The sequence below is a fragment of the Methyloversatilis sp. S146-33 genome (assembly GCF_059552495.1).
In genome coordinates this window covers 81,655-102,975 of sequence record NZ_JCANOT010000025.1, presented here as the reverse complement: position 1 = coordinate 102,975, position 21,321 = coordinate 81,655, and the positions used below count along the sequence as shown (strand labels likewise).

Sequence of the window (21,321 nt, the reverse complement as noted above, 5' to 3'; positions counted from 1 at the left end):
GTCGTACTCCCTGTGGCAAGGTTGAAAGGTGGGGTGAAGGTCAGCGGGTCTCCGTGGTGGATGTGCCGGTATCGTGGCGGGCGGTGCCGGCCAGTTCGAAGGCGGTCGAGGTGGTGCGCACCATGGGCAGGAAGCGCGTCTGCAGCGTGATCTGCGCCGGCACCCGGCGCAGCAGCGAGGAGGTGAGCAGCGCCAGCACGCCCTGGGTCAGCGCGAACCATATCGGCAGCGCGTCGGGTCCCAGCACGGCCATCGCCAGGCCGGCGGCCAGCGGGCCGAGTGCTGCGCCTATGCCGTGCACCAGCAGCAGTCCGCTGCTGCCGGCCAGCACTTCGTGCGGGTCGAGCCGGTCGATCAGGCGCGCCATCGCCATCGGGTAGAGCGCGAACGCGAAGCCGCCATAGAGCAGGCCGGCCGTCGCCGTCGCGTCGGCGCCGAAGGGCAGGGCGAACAGGGGCAGCAGCGCCAGCAGTGCGGCGGCGAAGGCCACCAGCGTGATGACGCGGCCGCGGTCGTGACGGTCGGACAACAGGCCCAGCGGCCACTGGAACAGCGCGCCGCCGACGATGGTCGCGCTCATGAAGGCGGCCACACCGGACGTACCCAGCCCGCTGCGGTCGGCCCATACCGCGCCCAGACCCCAGAAGGCGCCCATCGCGAGACCGGAGGCGAAGGCGGCGTCGAAGGCGATCGGCGCCTTGCGGTAGAGGCTGCGCAGCGCCGGCGCCGCTGCGCTGTCGATCTGCGGCTGGCTCAGTCGTGTCGCCGTCACCGGCATCACCGCCGCGCACACCAGCAGTGCGGCGAGTACGAACAGCGCATGCGTGGCGGGGTCGCCGACATGCAGCAGTTGTTGGGCCAGTGCCAGTGCGCCCAGATTCACGCCCATATAGGTGGCGAACACGCGGGCGCGCTGTGCCGGCGCGGCCTGGCTGTTGAGCCAGCTTTCAACGATGGCGTACAGCCCGACCATGGCGATGCCGGTGATCAGGCGCACTGGCGCCCACACCCACGGTGAGACCCACATTTCGTGCAGCAGCACACTGCAGGCCACCGCCGAGGTGAAGAACGCGAAGGCGCGTACGTGGCCGACGCGGCGGATCAATGCCGGCGCGACGCGGGTGCCGATCAGGAAGCCGGCGAAGAACAGCGAACCGAGCAATCCCATGAATGGACTGCCGTATCCTTCGATGCCGCCGCGCACGGCGAGCAATGTGGTGAGCAGGCCGCTGCCGAGCAGCAGCAGCGCGACGCCGCCGAGCAAGGCGGCCAGCGGTGCGAGATGGACGAGCAAGGCTTCGACTCCGATTGATTGGAGGGGAAGCGACCGGACGCTGGATGATGCGGGGCGGCGGGCGACGGTGCCCGCCTGTCACGAAAGGCCGCGCTGAAGAAGTACTGGCACTGGCTGCTTGGGAGCCGACGAGGATAGCCGCGGGGCGATCGCAGGTCTGTAGGAACTCGCCGACCGGTCGCACGCTCCACTCACCCGCGGACGCAGCTTTGTCGTCGCCGTTTACACTGCATTCACCTGCCGCCGGCTCTGGCAGCGTTTCGATTAACAGGCACCCACAATAATGATCGGGTCTCGACCGTCTGTCGTACCCAACAACGTCCTTCCATCCCGATGACCACACACGGACACGATGCCGCTCCGGCCACGCGCAAGCCGCGCTGGCCCTGGATCATGATGCTGCTTCTGCTGGCCGGCCTGACCGCCGGCTGGTTCTACGCCAACGAACGCACCAAGCCGGCCGACGGCGAGGGCGGCCCCCCAGGTATGCGGGCCGGTGGCCCGCCGGGCGGTCCTCCGGGTGGCGCACGCCGCTTCGGTGGCGATACGCGGGTCGGCAGTGCGCTGGCGCAACGCACCGATCTGCCGGTGCATCTGGCCGCGCTGGGTACGGTGACGCCGATCGAGAGCGTGGTGGTGCGCAGCCGGGTCGAGGGCGAACTGCAGTCGCTGCATTTCACCGAAGGTCAGCGGGTGAAGAAGGGTGACCTGCTGGCGCAGATCGATCCGCGCGCATTCCAGGTCGAACTGGCGCAGGGCGAAGCGGCGAAGGCGCGCAATGCGGCGCTGCTGGCCAACGCGAAGGAAGATCTGGCGCGCTACGAAACGCTGCTGACACAGGATTCGATCGCCGCCCAGCAGGTGACCAACCAGCGCTCCCTGGTGCGGCAGTACGAAGCGGCCGTGCTGGCCGACGACGCCACCATCGCCAGCGCCCGGCTGTCGCTGCAGTACGCCCGCATTACGGCGCCGATCAGCGGCCGCGTCGGCCTGCGTCTGGCCACGCCGGGCAATATCGTGCGCAGCTCCGACGCCGACGGCCTGCTCACCATCACGCAGGACGCGCCGATCTCGGTCGTGTTCGCGCTGCCCGAGCCGCAACTGGTCGCGGTGCGCAGTGCCATTGCGCGCGGTGGCCTGCCGGTCGAGGCGCGCGACCGCGACAACCGCACCGTGCTGGCGACCGGCACGCTGCGCATCCTGGATAACCAGATCGACGTCGCCACCGGTACGGTGAAAGCCAAGGCGATGTTCGATAACCGCGACGGCGCACTGTTTCCGAACCAGTTCGTCAACGTGAAGCTGCGCGTCGACACCATCGCCGACGCCATCGTCGTGCCGGTGTCGGCGATCCAGCGCGGCGCCAGCGGACCTTTCGTCTATGTGGTCGGTGACGATTTGACCGCAGTGATGCGGCCGGTGAAGACCGGCGTGCTCGAAGGCGAACTGCAGCAGGTGACAGAAGGCCTGCAGCCGGGTGAACGCGTCGTGACCGACGGCGTGGACCGTCTGCGCGAGGGTGACAAGGTGAAGCTCGACGACACCCCGTCCGCGCCGCGCGCCGGCAATGGCGGGGCACCGGGCCGACGCGGCCCGCCGCCAGCTCAGTGAAGCGGCACCGATGAATCCGTCCCGCCTGTTCATCCTGCGGCCGGTGGCCACCTCGCTGCTGATGGTGGCACTGCTGGTCGCCGGCTTTCTCGCCTACCGTCTGTTGCCGGTATCGGCACTGCCCCAGGTCGACTATCCGACCATGCAGGTGGTCACCTTCTATCCGGGCGCCAGTCCGGAACTGACCACCTCGCTGATCACCGCGCCGCTGGAGCGCCAGTTCGGCCAGATGCCCGGGCTGGTGCAGATGAATTCGCTCAGTTCGGCCGGCGCTTCGGTGGTGACGCTGCGCTTCGGTCTCGACATCTCGCTCGACACCGCGCAGCAGGAAGTGCAGGCGGCGATCAATGCCGCGAGCACGCTGTTGCCCAACGAACTGCCGGCGCCACCGATCTACAGCAAGGTGAATCCGGCCGACGCGCCGGTCATGACGCTGGCGGTCAGTTCGAAGGCGGTACCGCTGCACCTGCTCGAAGAAGCGGTGAGCAACCGGCTGGCGCAAAAGATTTCACAGCAGTCGGGTGTCGGTCTGGTCAGCATTTCCGGCGGCCAGCGGCGCGCCGTGCGTGTACGCGTGAATCCGTCGGCGGTCGCTTCCTACGGGCTGAGCCTGGAACAGCTGCGCGCCGCGGTGGTGGCCACCAGTTCGAACCAGGCCAAGGGCAGTTTCGACGGCCCGACGCGCGCCACCACGCTGGACGCCAATGACCAGCTGCGCTCGGCCGACGAATACCGGCGCAGCGTGATCGCCTGGAAGAACGGTGCGCCGATCCGGCTGCAGGACGTCGCCGAGGTGGTCGACGGCCCGGAGAACCGGCTGCTCGCGGCCTGGGCCAACGAAACGCCGTCGCTCATCCTGAACATCCAGCGCCAGCCGGGCGCCAACGTGATCGACGTCGTCACCCGCATCAATGCGCTGCTGCCCGAACTGCAGGCCTCGCTGCCGGACGCGGTCGATGTGCAGGTGCTGACCGACCGCACCGAATCGATCCGCACCTCGGTGCGCGACGTGCAGATCGAACTGGTGATGGCGGTGCTGCTGGTGGTCGCCGTCATCTTCGTGTTCCTGCGCAACGCGCGCGCCACCGTCATTCCGGCGATCGCGGTGCCGCTGTCGCTGATCGGCAGCTTCGCCATCATGTATCTGGCCGGCTTCTCGGTAAACAACCTGACGCTGATGGCGATGGTGATCGCCGCCGGTTTCGTCGTCGATGACGCCATCGTGATGACCGAGAACATCGCCCGCCACCTCGAAATGGGCAAGGGCGCGATGCAGGCCGCGCTCGACGGCGCGAAGGAGATCGGCTTCACCATCATTTCGCTTACCGTGTCGCTGGTGGCGGTGCTGATCCCGCTGCTGTTCATGCACGACGTGGTCGGCCGCCTGTTCCGCGAATTCGCGCTGACGCTCACCATCGCCATCCTGCTGTCAGCCGTGGTGTCGCTGACGCTGACGCCGATGATGGCCGGGCGCTTGCTGAAGGCCGAGGGCGAACACGCGCACGAGGGCTGGTACGCCCGCTTGCTGGCCGGCTATTCACGCACGTTGCGCTGGGTGCTCGACCACCAGCGCCTGACGCTGGCCGCTGCAGTCGCCACCTTCGTCGTGACCGCACTGCTCTACCTGGCGGTGCCCAAGGGCTTCTTCCCGGTGCAGGACACCGGGCTGATCCAGGGCATGTCGGAAGCCGAGCCGACCATTTCCTTCGCCGCGATGAGCACGCGCCAGCAGGCGCTGGCCGAGGTCATCCTGCGCGACCCGGATGTTGACAGCGTCAGTTCCTTCATCGGTGTCGATGGCCAGAACCCGACGCTGAACACCGGCCGCATGCAGATCAGGTTGAAGCCGCTGTCTGAACGCAGCGACCGCGCGCCGGAGATCGCGCGCCGGCTCGAAGCGGCGGCGCGCGAGGTGCCGGGCGTCGCGCTCTATCTGCAGCCGGTGCAGGACCTGACGATCGAGGACCGCGTCAGCCGCGCGCAGTACCCCTTCGTCGTGCAGGCCACCAACCACGACGATCTGCTGGAGTGGGTGCCCAGACTCGCGGCCGCGCTGCAGCAGTCGGACCGGCTCACCCAGGTCACCAGCGATCTGGCCACCGGCGGCCTTCAGGCCTATGTGGACATCGACCGCGCCGCGGCCGCCCGCGTCGGCGTCACCGTCGCCGACATCGACGCGGCGCTGTACAACGCCTTCGGTCAGCGCCTGATCTCGACCATCTTCACCCAGTCCAGCCAGTACCGCGTGGTGCTCGACGTGCAGCCGCAGTTCCAGATCGGCCCGGAGGCGATCGCGCAACTGCACGTGATGTCGGCCGATGGCCTGCAGGTGCCGCTGGGCACGCTGGTGCGCGTCGAGGAACGCCCGGCGCGGCTGGCCATGGGCCGTCAGGGCCAGTTCCCCGCCGCCACGCTGTCGTTCAACCTGCCGGACGGCGTATCGCTGGGTGAGGCGGTGGATGCGGTCGAGTCGATACGCGCGCAGCTCGGCATGCCGACGACGATGACGCTGAGGTGGGAGGGCGCGGCCGAGGCCTTCCGTGCCTCGCTCAGCGACACGCTGTGGCTCATTCTGGCCGCGGTGGTGACGATGTACATCGTGCTCGGCGTGCTGTACGAAAGCTATGTTCATCCGCTGACCATCCTGAGCACGCTGCCGTCGGCCGCCATCGGCGCGCTGCTGGCGCTGCTGCTGGCCGGTCACGCGCTCGACATGATTGCGGTGATCGGCATCATCCTGCTGATCGGCATCGTCAAGAAGAACGCCATCATGATGATCGACTTCGCGCTCGAGGCCGAACGTAACGAGGGCATGGCGCCGCGCGATGCGATCTTCCAGGCCTGCCTGCTGCGCCTGCGCCCCATCCTGATGACCACCGCCGCGGCCTTGCTCGGTGCGCTGCCGCTGATGTTCGGTGGCGGCATGGGCTCGGAACTGCGCTTCCCGCTCGGCCTCACCATGGTGGGCGGCCTGCTCGTGAGCCAGGTGCTGACGCTGTACACGACGCCGGTCATCTACCTGGCTTTCGGCCGGTTGTTCAAGCTGCGCCACGCGGCTATCGACGCGACGGAGGGCGGTCGCGCATGAGTGCCTGGGCACTGCCCATCCGCCGTCCGGTCGGCACCGCGCTGCTGACCGCGGCGATCGCGCTGGCCGGTGCGCTGGCCTTCCGGCTGCTGCCGGTGTCGGCGCTGCCGCAGGTCGACTTCCCGACCATCTCGGTCAGCGCGGCGCTGCCGGGCGCCAGCCCCGAGGTGATGGCGGCGACCGTTGCCACGCCACTGGAGCGCACGCTGGGCCGCATCGCCGGCGTCACCGAAATGACCTCCAGCAGTTCGCAGGGCAATACGCGGGTGACGCTGCAGTTCGACCTCGACCGCGACGTCGAGGGGGCGGCGCGCGACGTGCAGGCGGCGATCAACGCCGCGCGCGCCAGCCTGCCGACCAGCCTGCCGTCCAACCCGAGCTACCGCAAGGTGAATCCGGCCGACGCGCCCATCATGATTCTGGCGATCACGTCGGACACGGTGCCCATTCCGCGGCTGTACGACGTGGCCTCGACCGTGCTGGCGCAGAAGCTGGCGCAGATTCCGGGGGTCGGTGAAGTGGCCGTCGGCGGCGGTGCGCTGCCGGCCATCCGCGTGCAGGTCAATCCGGAAGCGCTGCACCAGAGCGGCCTGACGCTGGCCGACGTGCGCAACCGCATCACCGAATCGAACGTGAACCGGCCCAAGGGCTTCGTCGAGAACGGCGAGCGCTACTGGCAGATCGAGGCGAACGACCAGGCGCGCCGCGCCGAGGACTACGTGCCGCTCATCCTGCGTCATACCTCGGGCGCGGTGCTGCGTCTTGGCGACGTGGCGCGGGTCGAGGATTCAGTGCAGGACGTGCGCAATCTCGGCCTGACCAACGGCAAGCCGACCGTGCTGCTGGTGCTGACCAAGCGACCGGGCAGCAACGTGATCGAGACCGTCGAGCGGGTGCGCGAACTGCTGCCGGAGCTGGGTGCCAGCCTGCCGGCGGCGGCGCGGATGGAAGTGGCGATGGACAGTTCGGTCACCATACGCAGCGCGCTGCACGAGGTGGAGATCGCGCTGGTCATTTCGATCGCGCTGGTCATCCTGGTGGTGTTCCTGTTCCTGCGCAACGCGCGGGCGACGCTGATCCCGGCGGTCGTCGTGCCGGTATCGCTGGCCGGCAGTTTCGCCGTCATGTACCTGCTCGGCTTCAGCCTGAACAATCTGTCGCTGATGGCGCTGACCATCGCCACCGGTTTCGTCGTCGACGACGCGGTGGTGGTGATCGAGAACATCGCCCGCCACATCGAGCGCGGGCTCAAGCCCTTCGAGGCAGCGGTGGCCGGCGTGCGCGAGGTCGGCTTCACGGTGGTGGCGATCAGCCTGTCGCTGGTCGCGGTGTTCATTCCCATCCTGCTGATGGGCGGTGTGGTCGGCCGGCTGTTCCGCGAGTTCGCGCTGACCATGTCGGTGGCGGTGCTGGTGTCCATGGTGGTGTCGCTGACCGCGGCGCCGATGCTGGCGGCGCGCCTGCTGCGGCACAGTCCGGTCGAGCAGGAAGCGCGCTGGCAGCGCGCCCTCGGCCGCGTGTTTGACGACCTGCAGATCGCCTACGCGCACAGCCTGGACTGGGCGCTGCGCCACACGCGCATCGTCATGCTCATCTTCCTCGGCGCCATCGCGCTGAACTTCTGGCTGTTTTCCATCGTGCCCAAGGGCTTCTTCCCGAACCAGGACACCGGGCGGCTGTTCGGCAGCCTGCGCGCCGACCAGAGCACGTCCTATCAGGCGATGACGAAGAAGATGGCGCAGGCCGTCGATGCGATCAGGAGCGACCCGGCGGTGGACAACGTGAGCGCCTTCACCGGCGGCGGGCGCGGTGGCGGCGCCAACAACGCGAGCTTCTTCGTCAATCTGAAACCGCTGAAGGAGCGCGGTGCGTCGGCCGAACAGGTGATCGGCCGGCTGCGCGGCAAGCTGGCGCGCATCGAAGGCGTGCAGCTCTTCCTGGTGGCGGCGCAGGACCTGCGCGTCGGCGGCCTGCGCTCGTCCTCGCAGTACCAGTTCACGCTGACCGCCGACAGCCTGCGCGCGCTGCGCGAGTGGGTGCCCAAGGTGCGCGATGCGATGCGCGACCTGCCACAGCTGGTCGATGTCGGCACCGACCAGGAAGACCGCGCCTCGCAGACGCGGCTGGTCTATGACCGCGACACGCTGGCCCGTCTCGGCCTGACGCCGGGCATCGTCAATCAGGAGCTGTACGACGGCTTCGGCCAGCGCCAGGTGAGCACGCTGTACGAACCGCTGAACCAGTACAAGGTGGTGCTCGAAGTCGCACCCGAACGCGCGCAGGACCTGTCGGCGCTGGATTCGGTGCGCGTCGCCACCGCCGACGGCGGGCTGGCGCCGCTGGACAGTTTCGCGCGGGTCGAGCAGGGCGTCATGCCGCTGTCCATCGCCCACCTCGACGGTCGCGTGTCGACCACCGTGTCCTTCGGCACCGCCGAAGGCGTCACGCTGGCGCAGGCGATGGACGCGGTGCGCGGAGCGATGGCCGACATCGGTGTGCCGGCCAGCATCAACGCTGGCTTCCAGGGCTCGGCGCGCGCCTTCCAGCAGTCGCTGGACAACCAGCCGCTGCTGATACTGGGCGCCATCGTCGCGGTCTATCTGGTGCTGGGCATCCTGTACGAAAGCCTGATCCACCCGCTCACCATCCTGTCCACGCTGCCGTCGGCCGGCATCGGCGCCATCCTCGCGCTGATGGCCTTCAACATCGAGTTCGGTCTGATCGCGGTGATCGGCGTGCTGCTGCTGATTGGCATCGTCAAGAAGAACGCCATCATGATGATCGACTTCGCGCTCGACGCCGAACGCACGCGCGGGCTGGAGCCGCAGGCGGCGATCCGCGAGGCCTGCCTGCTGCGTTTGCGTCCCATCCTGATGACCACACTGGCCGCCATGGTCGGTGCGCTGCCGCTGGCCATCGGCTTCGGCGAAGGTTCGGAACTGCGCCAGCCGCTGGGCATCGCGGTGGTCGGCGGCCTGGTGGTGAGCCAGCTGCTGACGCTGTACACGACGCCGGTCACCTATCTCTATCTCGAACGCTTCAGCCGCTTCTGCGGCCGCCTCATCGCGCGCACGCCGCGCCCGGTCTCGCCATGAACAAGATACTGCCGCTTCTTCTGGCCGCGCTGTTCGCCGGCTGCACGACAATCGGCCCGGACCACCAGCGGCCGGCCTTCGACCTGCCGCAGGACTACCGCGCCGCCGACGGCTGGAAGCCGGCCGAGCCGGCCGACCACCTGCCGCGCGGCGACTGGTGGCGGGCCTATGGCGACCCGGTGCTCGATGACCTGATCGCCCGCGCCGACCGCGCCAACCAGGACCTGCGCGTGGCGCTCGGCAACTACCGCCAGGCACGCGCCGCCGCGCAGCAGGCGCGGGCCGGCTTCCTGCCGGAGGTCGGGCTCAGCGCCTCGGCGCAGCGCAGCCGCAGCGCGGCGATTCAGGGGCGCTCGGCCAACCAGTCGAACACCACCCAGCTTGGCCTCGACGCCAGTTGGGAAGCCGACCTGTGGGGCCGCATCGGCCGCGAGGTCGAAGCCGCCGGCGCCGAGCTGCAGGGCAGCGCCGCCGATCTGGCGTCGGTGCGCCTGTCGCTGCAGGCCGAACTGGTGCAGAACTACTTCCAGTTGAGGGCCGCCGACAGCCAGCGTGCGCTGTATGCGCGCACCGTCGCCGCCTATGAAAAGGCGCTGGACGTGGCGCGCAACCGCGTCGCCGCCGGCGTCGCCACGCGCGGCGACGAAGCGAGCGCGCTGGCCCAGCTGCGCGCCGCGCAGGCGCAGGCGGTCGATCTCGACCTGACGCGCACCCAGCTTGCCAACGCGATCGCGGTGCTGGTGGGCGAGGCGGCGTCCAGCTTTTCGCTGGCCGAAGCCGACTGGCAGGGCGCGCCGCCGGCGACACCGGTCGGCCTGCCGTCGACCCTGCTCGAACGTCGCCCCGACATCGCCGCAGCCGAGCGCCGCGTCGCCGCGGCCAATGCGCGCATCGGCGTCGCGCAGGCGGCGTGGTTTCCGTCGCTGACGCTGAACGCCTCGACCGGCTACGCCGGCAACAACTTCGCGCAGTGGTTCAACGCGTCCAATCTGGTGTGGTCCTTCGGCCTGTCGCTGGCGCAGGCGGTGTACGACGGCGGCCGGCGCGACGCGCAGATCGAATCCGCCCGCGGCGCGCACGACGTGACCGTGGCCCAGTACCGGCAGACCGTGCTCGGTGCGCTGCAGGAGGTCGAGGACAACCTGAGCGCGCTGCGCCTGCTTGCCGATGAAGCCGCACTGCGCGAACAGGCCCTCGCCGCCGCGCGCGAAGCCGAGACGCTGGCGCTGAACCGCTATCGCGCCGGCACCGCCAGCTACACCGAAGTCGTCACCGCCCAGACCGCGGCGCTCGACAACGAACGCAGCCTGATGCAGCTGCGCGGCAGACAATTTTCGGCCAGTGCGCTGCTGAACAAGGCGGTGGGGGGCGGGTGGACGCCTTCAGCCGTCGCCGGCAACGCGGACGACCCGCCGGCCGAAAACAGCCGCTGAGCCCGCTGACCGCCCCGCCGCCGGCGGTCGCGGGCCGCCTTTCGCGGCAGTCGAAACAGGTGCATGCTGGCGCGCATGTTCTGGCCGCCACCGGAACAGGTTCACGCGGCGCTGCAGTTGAAAGTGAAATGCATAGCGTGTGAGCATAGAATCCTGAAATTGCCTTTCGGGAGAATGCGTTGCTGCGTCACCCTCTCGCCCTTTCAGTGCGCCGTGCGCTCCTTCCGGGTGCTGTGCTGCTTTGTGGCACGCCGGCGCTGGCCGCCGATTTCGCCTACGAGGTGCGCCCCGGCGACAACCCGTGGAATCTGACCCAGCGCTACCTGAAGGACATTTCCTACTGGCCGCGCATCCAGCAGTACAACCGGATCAGCGAGCCGCGCCGGATGGTGCCGGGCAGCCGGCTGCTGATTCCCGAACAGTGGCTGCGCCTGCAGACGCGCGAAGTGCGCATCGATGCGGTGCGCGGCGACGTGACCATCGCCGTTGCCGACGGCCGCACCCGCCCGGCTCAGGCCGGCGACAAACTGGAGCCGGGTTCGCGGCTGCTGACCGGCGAGGCGGGCAGCGTGGCGCTGGCTTTCGCTGACGGCAGTCGCGTCCAGCTGCGTCCGCGCAGCGAACTGGGCGTGCAGCAATCGGCCGATTTCGCCGCCGGCGCGGGGTCCTGGGTCCGGCTGGAACTGCTGCGCGGTTCGGTCGACAGTCTGGTGGCGCCGCGCAGCGGGCCGGCCGGTCGATTCGAAATCCAGACGCCGGCGGCGGTGGCCGCGGTGCGCGGTACGCAGTTCCGCGTCCATGCCGACGCCGTCAGTGCGCGCAGCGAAGTGCTCGAAGGCCGGGTCGCTTTCGGTAACGAGGCCGGCAGCCAGGCGCTCGCCGCCGGGCAGGGCGCGTCGGCGCAGGCCGGCCAGGCGGTGACGCCGCCGCGCGCGCTGCTGCCGGCGCCCGTTGGGCAGCCGCTGTTCGCCGACCGCCTGCCGATCAATCTGCCATTCCCGCCAGTCGACGCCGCCCGTGCCTACCGTGTGCAGGTGACGGCCGACGGCCGTTTCGACACCGTCGTGTCCGACCGCACCGGCGATCGTCCGGCTGTCGTCGCGGCGGATCTTCCAGACGGTGACTACCATGTGCGCGTGCGCGGCATCGACGCCGACGGTTTCGAGGGGCGCGATGGCGAGTGGACGCTCAAAGTGGATGCACGGCCCGAGCCACCGGTGCTGGTCGAACCGGCTCCCGAGGCGCGGGTCAGCGACGAACGGCCGCAGTTGCGCTGGAGTCGTGCCCGCCCGGACGAAAGCTGGCGCCTGCAGATCGCCGACAATCCGCGTTTCGACGCCCCGCGCGTCGATCGCAGCGATCTGAGCGAACCGGTCTATCGCCCGGACGATGCGCTGCCGCCGGGCATCTATCATTGGCGCATCGCCAGCCGGAACCCGGACGAGGGTGTCGGTCCGTTCAGCGACGCGCAGACCTTCCGCCGGCCGCCGCCGGGCCCCGCGATGGAGCCGCCACAGGCCGGACCCGACGGGCTGGCCCTGCGTTGGCGCGATGCTGGCGACGGCATGCGTTACCAGATACAGATCGCCCGTAGCGAGGACTTCGCCGCGCCCGCCGTCGATGCGCAGACTGACAGCCCGTCCTGGCTCTTGCGTGACGCCCAGCCTGGCACCTGGTACTTGCGCGTGCGCAGCCTCGCGGCCGACGGTTTCGAGGGCGACTGGGCGCCGACGCAGGCGATCACGGTGCCGGAGCCGGCACCGGCCTTCCGTGTCTGGTGGCTGCTGCCTCTGCTGCTGCTGATCTGAGCGTGCCGACCATGACCGGGCCCTTCGTCGCTTTGCCACCCTTGACGGATGCCCCGGCATGAACACGGGACAACGTGTTTTCGCCGTGCTGGGCGACCGCTACCGGCTGCCCTGGCTGCTTGCGCTGCTGGTGATCACTGCGCTGTACGCGAAGACGCCGATGTCGGTGGCCCGGCTCGACTTGCTGCTGCATGACCTGTTGAGCGTCGAATTGCTGGCCGGGCCACCGAACGGCGGCAGCGTCGATACCCAGGCGCCGCTGGTGATCGCCATCGACGACGCCAGTCTGGCGGCACGCGGCCCGTGGCCGTGGCCGCGCGAACGCCATGCCGAACTGGTGGACCGGCTGTCGCGCGCCGGCGTGTCCGGCATCGGCTACGCGATCATGTTCGCCGAGCCGTCCGCCGACGATCAGGGCGATGCGGCGCTGATCGACGCGGTGAGGCGCGCCGGCAACGTCGTGCTGCCGGTGGCGCCGATGGCGTCGGCCGGTGGCGGTGTCGGCACGCTGCAACCCTGGCCGGAACTGGCCGATGCTGCGGCACGGCTGGCCCACGTCGACGTCGAGGTCGATGCCGATGCGCTGTCGCGCCGGCTTTTCCTCGAAGCGGGTGCCGGCAGTCCGCAATGGCCGGCGCTGGCCTGGGCGCTGATCGACGTGTCGCGCAAGTCGCGGCCGCTGTCCGGCATCGGTGGCCGGCGCGGCGCGGCGGAACCGGCCGCGGGGTCGTGGGTGCGCGATCACGAAGTCATCGTGCTGCCCGGTGGCGCCTGGCCGGTCGCTCACCTGTCGGCCACCGACGTGCTGGCTGGCGCGGTGTCGCCCAATCTGCTGCGCGGACGCAGCGTGCTGGTCGGCGTCACCTATACCGGTTCGGGCAGTGCGCTGGCCACGCCGGCGTCGGCACTGGCGGCGCCGATGCCGGCCGTCGACTTTCATGCGCGCGCCTACTCGGCGCTGCGCAACGACCGCTACTCGACCCAGTTGGCACCGGTATGGAGCCTGCCCGCGGCGCTGTGCGTACTCGCCACGCTGTGGCTGCGTCGCCCGCACGCGCGGCTGCGCGACATGCTGCTGGTCGCTGGCGCGCTGACCGTGCCATTGCTCATCAGCGTCGTGCTGCTCGCGCTTGCACGACTGTGGCTGGCGCCAGCCGCGGTGATGATCGGCCTGTCGGCCGGCGCGCTGTTGTGGGTGTCGATCCGCACCGTCGATCTGGCGCAGCGCCTGAAGCAGGCCAACGCGCGGGCACACGCGACGCTGTATGCGATTTCCGATGCCGTGCTGCAGTTCGACGGTGCCCTGCGGCTGCGCTATCTGAATCGCAAAGCGGAAGAGTTGTGCGCCTGCCGGCTGGCCGAGGTGCGCGATCAGGGGCTGGAGGGGCTGCCCGCAATCGAGGGCGCGCTGCGCGACCTGCTGCAGGATCTGTTGCGCCGCTGCCGCGACGAGGCGCGGGCGCAGGTGATGCCGGGCCACGTGCTGATGCCGGCCGGGCGCTTCGGCCCGGCGCGGGCTCTGCGCCCGGGCGCCAGCCCGCTGTTCGGCATGACGGGGCGGGTCGATGGCGTGGTGCTGGTGCTCAACGACGTCAGCGATACCGTGGCAGCGGCCGACAAGCTGGCGCATCAGGCTACGCACGACGCGCTGACCGGCCTGCCCAATCGCGTGCTGCTGCGCGACCGTCTGCGGCAGGCGCTGGCGCAGCGCGACGCCGGCATGGTCGCCGTGCTGTTCGTCGATCTCGACCGCTTCAAGCGCATCAACGATAGCCTTGGCCACCAGCAGGGCGACAAGGTGCTCACCACGCTGGCCAGCCGCCTGCGCACCGTCTGCCGGGTCGGCGACACGGTGGCGCGCTGGGGTGGCGACGAATTCATGATCATCCTGCAGGGGCTGGCTGACCGCGACGCGGTGGCGCGGGTAGCCGCCAAGGTGATGCAGGCGGTCGGTCAGATCATCACGCTGGACGACGTCGATTTCCGCTTCTCGTGCAGCATCGGCATCGCCATCGCGCACGAGGACAGCGACGACGCAGACGTGCTGTTCGCGATGGCCGATACCGCGATGTACCGCAGCAAATCGCAGTCCGGTGCGGCCATCCACTTCTACGCGCACGACATGAGCGCCGGCACGCGCGACTGGATCGAACTGGAATCAGACCTGCGCCACGGCCTCGACGAGGGGCGCTTCGAAGTGCACTACCAGCCGCAGTACGAGCTGGCGAGCGGCAAGCTGGCGGCCTTCGAGGCGCTGCTGCGCTTCCGTCGCCGCGACGGACAGCTGCTGTCGCCCGGCGACTTCATCGCGGTCGCCGAGGAGTCGGGCCTGATCGAGGGCATCGGCGAGTGGGTACTGCTGCAGGTGACGCAGCAGATCGCCGACTGGTCGAAGCAGGGGCTGGCGGTGGTGCCGGTGGCGGTCAATGTGTCGGCACGTCAGTGCCTCGGGCGCTCGTTGGTCCGGCGGGTCGAGAACGCGTTGCGCCAGTCGCGCATCGCGCCGTCGCTGCTGCGGCTTGAACTGACCGAAAGCACTGCGATGGGTGACGTCGACCACGTCGCCACGCTGCTGGCCGACATCCGCGCGCTGGGCGTGCACCTGTCGGTGGACGACTTCGGCACCGGCTATTCGTCGCTGTCCTACCTGAAGCGCTTCCCGATCGACGAACTGAAGGTGGACCGCTCCTTCGTGCGCGATCTGGTGGGCGATGCCGACGACGCGGCCATCGTGCGCGCGACGATCGCGCTGGCGCACGGCCTGGGCATGCGCGTGGTCGCCGAAGGCGTCGAGAACGTCGAACAGCTGAACATGCTGGCCGCCCAGCAATGCGATCTGGTGCAGGGCTATCTGTTCTCGCAGCCGGTACCCGCCGACCTGGTGGTCAGCGAGGGCTTGCTCGGCGCCCCCGAGGGGCAGGGACGCACGCTGCGGCTGATCCGCTCCTGAGGCGCGGATCAGCCGGGGCGGCAGGGCATCAGGCCGACGGCTTCTTGCTGCGCGAGGTCGCCGGCTTGGCAGCGGCTTTTGCTGCGGGTTTAGCCGCCGCCTTCGGTGCCGCCGTCTTCGCAGCGGCTTTCGGTGCCGCCGCCTTCGGGGCGCTTGCCGGCTTCGCTGCCGGAGCTGCCGCCGCTGCGGCCGCAGCCGGTGCCTTGGCGGCCTGGCTGGCGGCCGTGCCGAACTGCTGGAAGGCGGTGCGCGCGACAGTGCTGATCTGTTCGAAGGCCTGACGCGCCTTGTCCATCGCGTCCTGCATGGTGCCCATCGACTGCTGGCTGCTGATCGGCATGCCGGCCAGCATCTTGCGCAGGCTGTCCATCAGGTCGGAACCGCCGCTGTTCAGCTGTTCGCCGACCAGGCGGCCGAATTCGGCCTGGGTTTCGGCGGTGATCTCGGCGATCTGGCGCGCGCAGCCGAGCATCTTCTCGGTGGTGTTGCGCGCCAGCTTTGCGCGCAGCTCGACCTGTGCCGCCGGCTCACGCGTTTCCGTCACGGCGCGGGCGTTGTTGACGCTTTCCTCGAACAGAGCGCGGGCGGTATCCACCTGCAACTGCATGATGCGCTGCGAATTGTCCATCGACAGCTGCGCCAGGCGCATGGCCGCCTCGATGTTCTTCTTCTGCAGTTCCGACATCTGTTCAGTTTTGTTCATCGCGAGACTCCTCGGTGGGGGAAACAGGATTGTGCCGCCACAGACCGGACAGTGCCATGACACGGTCGGCAAAAATGGCGGGATGCATGGTGCGCAGCGCCGGTGACAGGCGGGGCGTGAAGTCCATGTGGGCGAGCACGTCGCGCGCCGGGTCGATGCCGGGTGCGACCTCGATCAGTTCGATGCCGTCGTCGGCCAGCCTGAACACGGCGCGCTCGGTGACGTAGAGCACCTGCTGCCCGCGGCGGCGCGCCTCGCGGCCGCTGAAGGTGCGGTGCTCGACCGCCTGCACGAACTTGCGGCTGTTGCCTTCGGCGACGATGTCCAGACGACCGTCGCGCACGGCGATCTGCATGTCGCCGGCGGTGAAGCTGCCGACGAACACCAGCCGGCGCGCGTTCTGCGAAATGTTGATGAAGCCGCCAGCGCCGGCCAGCCGGTGACCGAAGCGCGATACGTTCACATTGCCTTCTGCGTCGGTCTGCGCCATGCCGAGGAAGGCGACGTCCAGCCCGCCGCCGTCGTAGAAGTCGAACTGGTAGGGCTGGTCGATCACCGCCTGGGTGTTCACCGCGGCGCCGAAGTCGAGGCCGCCGGCCGGGATGCCGCCGATGACGCCCGGCTCGGCAGTCAGCGTGACGGCGTCGATCAGGCCTTCTTCGGCCACCACTGAAGCGACGCCTTCCGGCATGCCGATACCCAGATTGACCACATTGCCCGGCTGCAGCTCGAAGGCGGCACGGCGGGCGATCACCTTGCGGATGTCCAGCGCCATCGCCGGCAGCGCGTCCGCGGCCAGCCGCGCCTCGCCCGAATAGGCCGGGTTGTAGGCGGTGGCGAAGGTCTGGTGGTGGTGTTCAGGCGGCGACACGACGACGCAATCGACCATCACGCCCGGCACCTTGACCTGGCGCGGATTCAGTTCGCCACGTCCGACGGCGCGCTCGACCTGCACGATGACCAGACCGCCGCTGTTGTGCGCCGCCATCGCCACCGCCAGCGCCTCCTGCGTCAGCGCCTCGCGTTCCATCGTGACGTTGCCATCCGGGTCGGCGGTGGTGCCGCGCACGAGGGCGACATGGATCGGGAACGCCTTGTAATAGAGGAAGTCCTCGCCGTCGATCTGCATGCGCCGCACCAGATCGGCGGTGGTGGTCGCATTGATCTTGCCGCCGCCGTGCAGCGGATCGACGAAGGTGTCCAGCCCGACTCGCGTGAGCTGGCCCGGCCGGTGCGCGGCGATGTCGCGGAAGAGCTGGGAAATCACGCCCTGCGGCAGGTTCCAGGCTTCGATCTGATTGCTCACCGCCAGCGCCTGCAGCCGCGGCACCAGACCCCAGTGGCCGCCGATCACGCGCTTCACCAGCCCGGCGTGACCGAAGTGGTTAAGACCGCGATGCTTGCCGTCGCCCTGGCCGGCGGCGTAGACCAGGGTGAGGTCGCGCGGCGCGCCGCTGTCAATGAAGCGCTGTTCGACGGCGATGGCGAGGTGTTCGGCGAAGCCGATGCCGACGAAGCCGGTGGTGGCCAGCGTGGCGCCGTCCGGGATGCGCGCCACGGCCTCGGCTGCGCTCATGATCTTGCTGCGGGTGTGCGGCATGTGGGACGACTCGGGCATCGGAAGCTTGTGGCGTGCGATGACGTCACTTTACCGGACGTCGAGGCCGTATTTGACCCGCATCAAGCGTTTGCCGGTTGAAAAGCGGATCGTTCGCCCCAGATAGCGTCCAGACAAAGTTCACGGAGGCGTTCATGCGTTTCGACAAGCTCACCACAAAGTTCCAGCAGGCGCTGGCCGATGCCCAGAGTCTGGCGGTCGGCCGCGACCATCAGTACATCGAGCCGGCTCACCTGATGCTGGCGCTGCTCAACCAGGACGACGGCGCCACTGCGTCGCTGTTGCAACGCGCCGGCGTCAATGTCGCGCCGCTGAAGAAGGCGGTCGAGGACGCGCTGTCGCGCATCGCCACCGTCGAGGGCCACGGCGGCGAGGTGCAGATCGGTCGCGATCTGACCAATCTGCTCAATGTCGCCGACCGCGAGGCGCAGAAGCGCGGCGACCAGTTCATCGCTTCCGAAATGTTCCTGCTCGCCGCCACCACCGACAAGGGCGATCTGGGCCGGCTGCTGAAGCAGGCCGGGCTGGAGCGCGCCGCGCTGGAAAAGGCGGTCGAACAGGTGCGCGGCGGCTCGTCGGTCGGTTCGGCCGAAGCCGAGGGCGCGCGCGAGGCGCTGAAGAAGTACTGCATCGACCTGACCGAGCGCGCCGCCGCCGGCAAGCTCGATCCGGTGATCGGCCGCGACGACGAAATCCGTCGCGCCATCCAGATCCTGCAGCGGCGCACCAAGAACAACCCGGTGCTGATCGGCGAACCGGGCGTCGGCAAGACTGCCATCGTCGAAGGGCTGGCGCAGCGCATCGTCAATGACGAGGTGCCCGAGACGCTGAAGGGCAAGCGCGTGCTGGTGCTCGACATGGCCGGCCTGCTGGCCGGTGCCAAGTACCGCGGCGAATTCGAGGAGCGGCTGAAGAGCGTGCTGAACGAGGTGGCCAAGGACGAAGGCCGCATCATCCTGTTCATCGACGAAATCCACACCATGGTCGGCGCCGGCAAGGCCGAGGGCGCGATCGACGCCGGCAACATGCTGAAGCCAGCGCTGGCGCGCGGCGAACTGCACTGCATCGGCGCCACCACGCTGGACGAGTACCGCAAGTACATCGAGAAGGACGCTGCGCTGGAGCGCCGCTTCCAGAAGGTGCTGGTGGACGAGCCGACGGTGGAAGCGACCATCGCCATCCTGCGCGGCCTGCAGGAGAAGTACGAACTGCACCATGGCGTCGACATCACCGACCCGGCCATCGTCGCTGCGGCCGAACTGAGCCACCGTTACATCACCGACCGCTTCCTGCCGGACAAGGCGATCGACCTGATCGACGAGGCCGCTGCACGCATCAAGATGGAAATCGACTCCAAGCCGGAGTCGATGGACAGGCTCGAACGCCGCATGATCCAGCTGAAGATCGAGCGCGAAGCGGTAAAGAAGGAGAAGGACGAGGCGTCCATCCGCCGGCTCGGCCTGATCGAGGACGAACTGGTCAAGCTGCAGCGCGAATTCAACGACCTTGAAGAGATCTGGAAGGCCGAAAAGGCCCAGGTCATGGGCAGCGCCCACATCAAGGAAGAGATCGAGAAGGTGCGCGTGCAGATGGCCGACCTGCAGCGCAAGGGCCAGTTCGACAAGCTGGCCGAGCTGCAGTACGGCAAGCTGCCGCAGCTCGAGGCGCAACTGAAGCAGGCCGAGAAGTCGGGCGACGTGAAGCCGCAGAACAAGCTGCTGCGCACCGAAGTCGGCGCCGAGGAAATCGCCGAGGTGGTGTCGCGCGCGACTGGCATTCCGGTGAGCAAGATGATGCAGGGCGAGCGCGACAAGCTGCTGAAGATGGAAGACCGCCTGCACCAGCGCGTGATCGGTCAGGACGAGGCGGTGCGCCTGGTGTCGGACGCCATCCGCCGCTCGCGCGCCGGCCTGAGCGACGAGAACCGCCCCTACGGCAGCTTCCTCTTCCTCGGCCCGACCGGCGTCGGCAAGACCGAACTGTGCAAGACGCTGGCCGAATTCCTGTTCGATTCGGAGGAGCACCTGATCCGTATCGACATGAGCGAGTTCATGGAGAAGCACTCGGTGAGCCGGCTGATCGGCGCGCCGCCGGGCTATGTCGGCTACGACGAGGGCGGTTACCTGACCGAGGCGGTGCGGCGCAAGCCCTACAGCGTCATCCTGTTCGACGAGGTCGAGAAGGCGCATCCGGACGTGTTCAACGTGCTGCTGCAGGTGCTGGACGACGGTCGCATGACCGACGGCCAGGGCCGCACGGTGGATTTCAAGAACACGGTCATCGTGATGACCAGCAACCTTGGCAGCCAGATGATCCAGCAGATGGCGGGCTCCGATTACGGCGTGGTGAAGCTGGCGGTGATGAGCGAGGTGAAAACCTTCTTCCGGCCGGAATTCATCAACCGGATCGACGAGGTGGTGGTGTTCCACGCGCTGGACGAACGCAATATCCAGAGCATCGCGAAGATACAGCTCGCCTACCTGGAAAAGCGCCTGGCCAAGCTGGACATGGGCCTGCAGGTGTCGGACGCGGCGCTGGCCGAGATCGGCAAGGCCGGCTTCGACCCGGTGTTCGGTGCGCGGCCGCTGAAGCGCGCGATCCAGGAGCACATCGAGAACCCGCTGTCGAAGAAGATCCTCGATGGCAGCTTCGGGCCGAAGGACGTGATCGTGGTCGATGCCGACGCGGCGGGTCACTTCAGCTTCCACAAGCCGAGCTGATTCTTACGCTGTTGCGGACGGGGGCAGGTCGCAAAGCCTGCCCCCGTCTGCGTTCACGCCCTCAGTCTCAGTATCCGCAGCGCACCACTGGCCACCAGCAGCGCGATCGCAGTGCCGATCACGAGATCCGGCCAGCGGGTGCCGGTGGCGGCCACCAGTCCGCCGGCAATGATGACGCCCGCGTTGGCCAGAACGTCGTTGGTCGAGAAGATCCAGCTTGCCCTCATGTGCGCGCCGCCATCGCGGTGACGCGCCATCAGCAGCAGGCAGGCGACGTTGGCGGCCAGCGCCAGCAGTGCGACGCCGCTCATCCACAGCGGCTCCGGTTCGCTGCCGGATACGGCGCGCCGCACCACCTCCGCCAGTGCGCCGCCGGCCAGCAGCAGCTGCAGCCAGCCGGACAGATGGGCCACGCGCAGCTTGCCCGCCGCACTGCGCCCGACCGCGTACAGGCTCAGGCCGTAGACCGATGCGTCGGCCAGCATGTCCAGCGCGTCGGCGATCAGGCCGGTCGATTGTGCCCACAGACCGCTTGCCAGCTCGAACACGAACATGGCCGCGTTGATCGCCAGCAGCGTTCGCAGCACACTGGCTTCGCTGCGGTCGGTGGCGGGTTCCGGCCGCGCGCCGGCGGCGTCCGTGCCGAGCAGTTCGGCGCCAAAGCCCAGCGCCGCGAGTTTGGCCTGCAGCGGCGCCAGCGGGCCGTCGTGGTGCAGCGTTACGGTGCGCGCGGCGAGGTCGATGCCGATATGACGCAGTCCCTCGGCGCCATCGAGTGCCATGCGGATCAGGCGCTCTTCCGACGGGCAGTCCATGCCCGGTACGCGGAAGGTGCTTCGTCGCCCGCCCGTTGCGGCGTCGTCGGGAAGGCGCGGCGACGGCGCGGCGGCGCAATGTCCGCTGCAGGCGCAGCCGCTGGAGCTGTCTGCTGAGGGATTCAAGGTGTGCCCGTTCAAGTGCGGGATAATCCCGCTTCGTTTTTCATCGTCGCACCCAATGTC

General features: G+C 68.8%; 11 protein-coding genes. 7 read left to right on the top strand and 4 right to left on the bottom strand.

Annotation, left to right across the window (positions count from 1 at the left end; translation table 11 throughout):
• Nucleotides 1-40: 40 nt before the first annotated feature.
• Nucleotides 41-1,294: an MFS transporter gene (locus AC51BJ_RS09340; protein WP_496280042.1), complete on the bottom strand. Its 1,254-nt coding sequence runs from the start codon at nucleotides 1,292-1,294 to the stop codon at nucleotides 41-43.
• A 333-nt stretch (nucleotides 1,295-1,627) separates the two neighbouring features.
• Between AC51BJ_RS09340 and AC51BJ_RS09335 the strand changes: the two genes are divergently transcribed.
• The 6 genes from AC51BJ_RS09335 to AC51BJ_RS09310 all read left to right on the top strand — a co-directional run bounded on the left by AC51BJ_RS09335 (nucleotide 1,628) and on the right by AC51BJ_RS09310 (nucleotide 15,279).
• Nucleotides 1,628-2,905: an MdtA/MuxA family multidrug efflux RND transporter periplasmic adaptor subunit gene (locus AC51BJ_RS09335; protein WP_496280041.1), complete on the top strand. Its 1,278-nt coding sequence runs from the start codon at nucleotides 1,628-1,630 to the stop codon at nucleotides 2,903-2,905.
• Nucleotides 2,906-2,915: 10 nt separating this feature from the next.
• Nucleotides 2,916-5,993 (top strand): multidrug efflux RND transporter permease subunit, encoded by a 3,078-nt coding sequence (locus tag AC51BJ_RS09330; RefSeq protein WP_496280040.1) that lies wholly within the window; start codon nucleotides 2,916-2,918, stop codon nucleotides 5,991-5,993.
• Nucleotides 5,990-9,088 carry a multidrug efflux RND transporter permease subunit gene (locus tag AC51BJ_RS09325; RefSeq protein WP_496280039.1) on the top strand — a complete coding sequence of 1,033 codons (3,099 nt, stop codon included), beginning with the start codon at nucleotides 5,990-5,992 and terminating at the stop codon, nucleotides 9,086-9,088. Before AC51BJ_RS09330 ends, AC51BJ_RS09325 begins: the two co-directional genes overlap by 4 nt.
• A complete protein-coding gene (locus AC51BJ_RS09320) occupies nucleotides 9,085-10,521 on the top strand; it encodes an efflux transporter outer membrane subunit (protein WP_496280038.1) in 1,437 nt (478 codons plus the stop codon). Before AC51BJ_RS09325 ends, AC51BJ_RS09320 begins: the two co-directional genes overlap by 4 nt.
• A gap of 179 nt (nucleotides 10,522-10,700) precedes the next feature.
• On the top strand, nucleotides 10,701-12,329 hold the full coding sequence (locus AC51BJ_RS09315; RefSeq protein WP_496280037.1) for a FecR family protein: 1,629 nt from the start codon (nucleotides 10,701-10,703) through the stop codon (nucleotides 12,327-12,329).
• Nucleotides 12,330-12,387: 58 nt separating this feature from the next.
• On the top strand, nucleotides 12,388-15,279 hold the full coding sequence (locus AC51BJ_RS09310; RefSeq protein ID WP_496280036.1) for an EAL domain-containing protein: 2,892 nt from the start codon (nucleotides 12,388-12,390) through the stop codon (nucleotides 15,277-15,279).
• Between the two features lie 28 nt (nucleotides 15,280-15,307).
• On the opposite strand, the gene AC51BJ_RS09305 is transcribed toward AC51BJ_RS09310, so the two are convergent.
• Complete coding sequence (locus AC51BJ_RS09305; protein ID WP_430433227.1) at nucleotides 15,308-15,982, bottom strand: phasin family protein; 675 nt, start codon at nucleotides 15,980-15,982, stop codon at nucleotides 15,308-15,310.
• On the bottom strand, nucleotides 15,969-17,558 hold the full coding sequence (locus tag AC51BJ_RS09300; protein ID WP_430433228.1) for an acyl CoA:acetate/3-ketoacid CoA transferase: 1,590 nt from the start codon (nucleotides 17,556-17,558) through the stop codon (nucleotides 15,969-15,971). Before AC51BJ_RS09300 ends, AC51BJ_RS09305 begins: the two co-directional genes overlap by 14 nt.
• 176 nt (nucleotides 17,559-17,734) lie before the next feature.
• Between AC51BJ_RS09300 and clpB the strand changes: the two genes are divergently transcribed.
• A complete protein-coding gene (clpB, locus tag AC51BJ_RS09295) occupies nucleotides 17,735-20,320 on the top strand; it encodes an ATP-dependent chaperone ClpB (protein WP_496280035.1) in 2,586 nt (861 codons plus the stop codon).
• A gap of 53 nt (nucleotides 20,321-20,373) precedes the next feature.
• Here clpB and AC51BJ_RS09290 read toward each other — a convergent pair whose 3' ends face one another.
• Nucleotides 20,374-21,261 carry a cation efflux transmembrane domain-containing protein gene (locus AC51BJ_RS09290; RefSeq protein WP_430433230.1) on the bottom strand — a complete coding sequence of 296 codons (888 nt, stop codon included), beginning with the start codon at nucleotides 21,259-21,261 and terminating at the stop codon, nucleotides 20,374-20,376.
• Nucleotides 21,262-21,321: the final 60 nt, after the last annotated feature.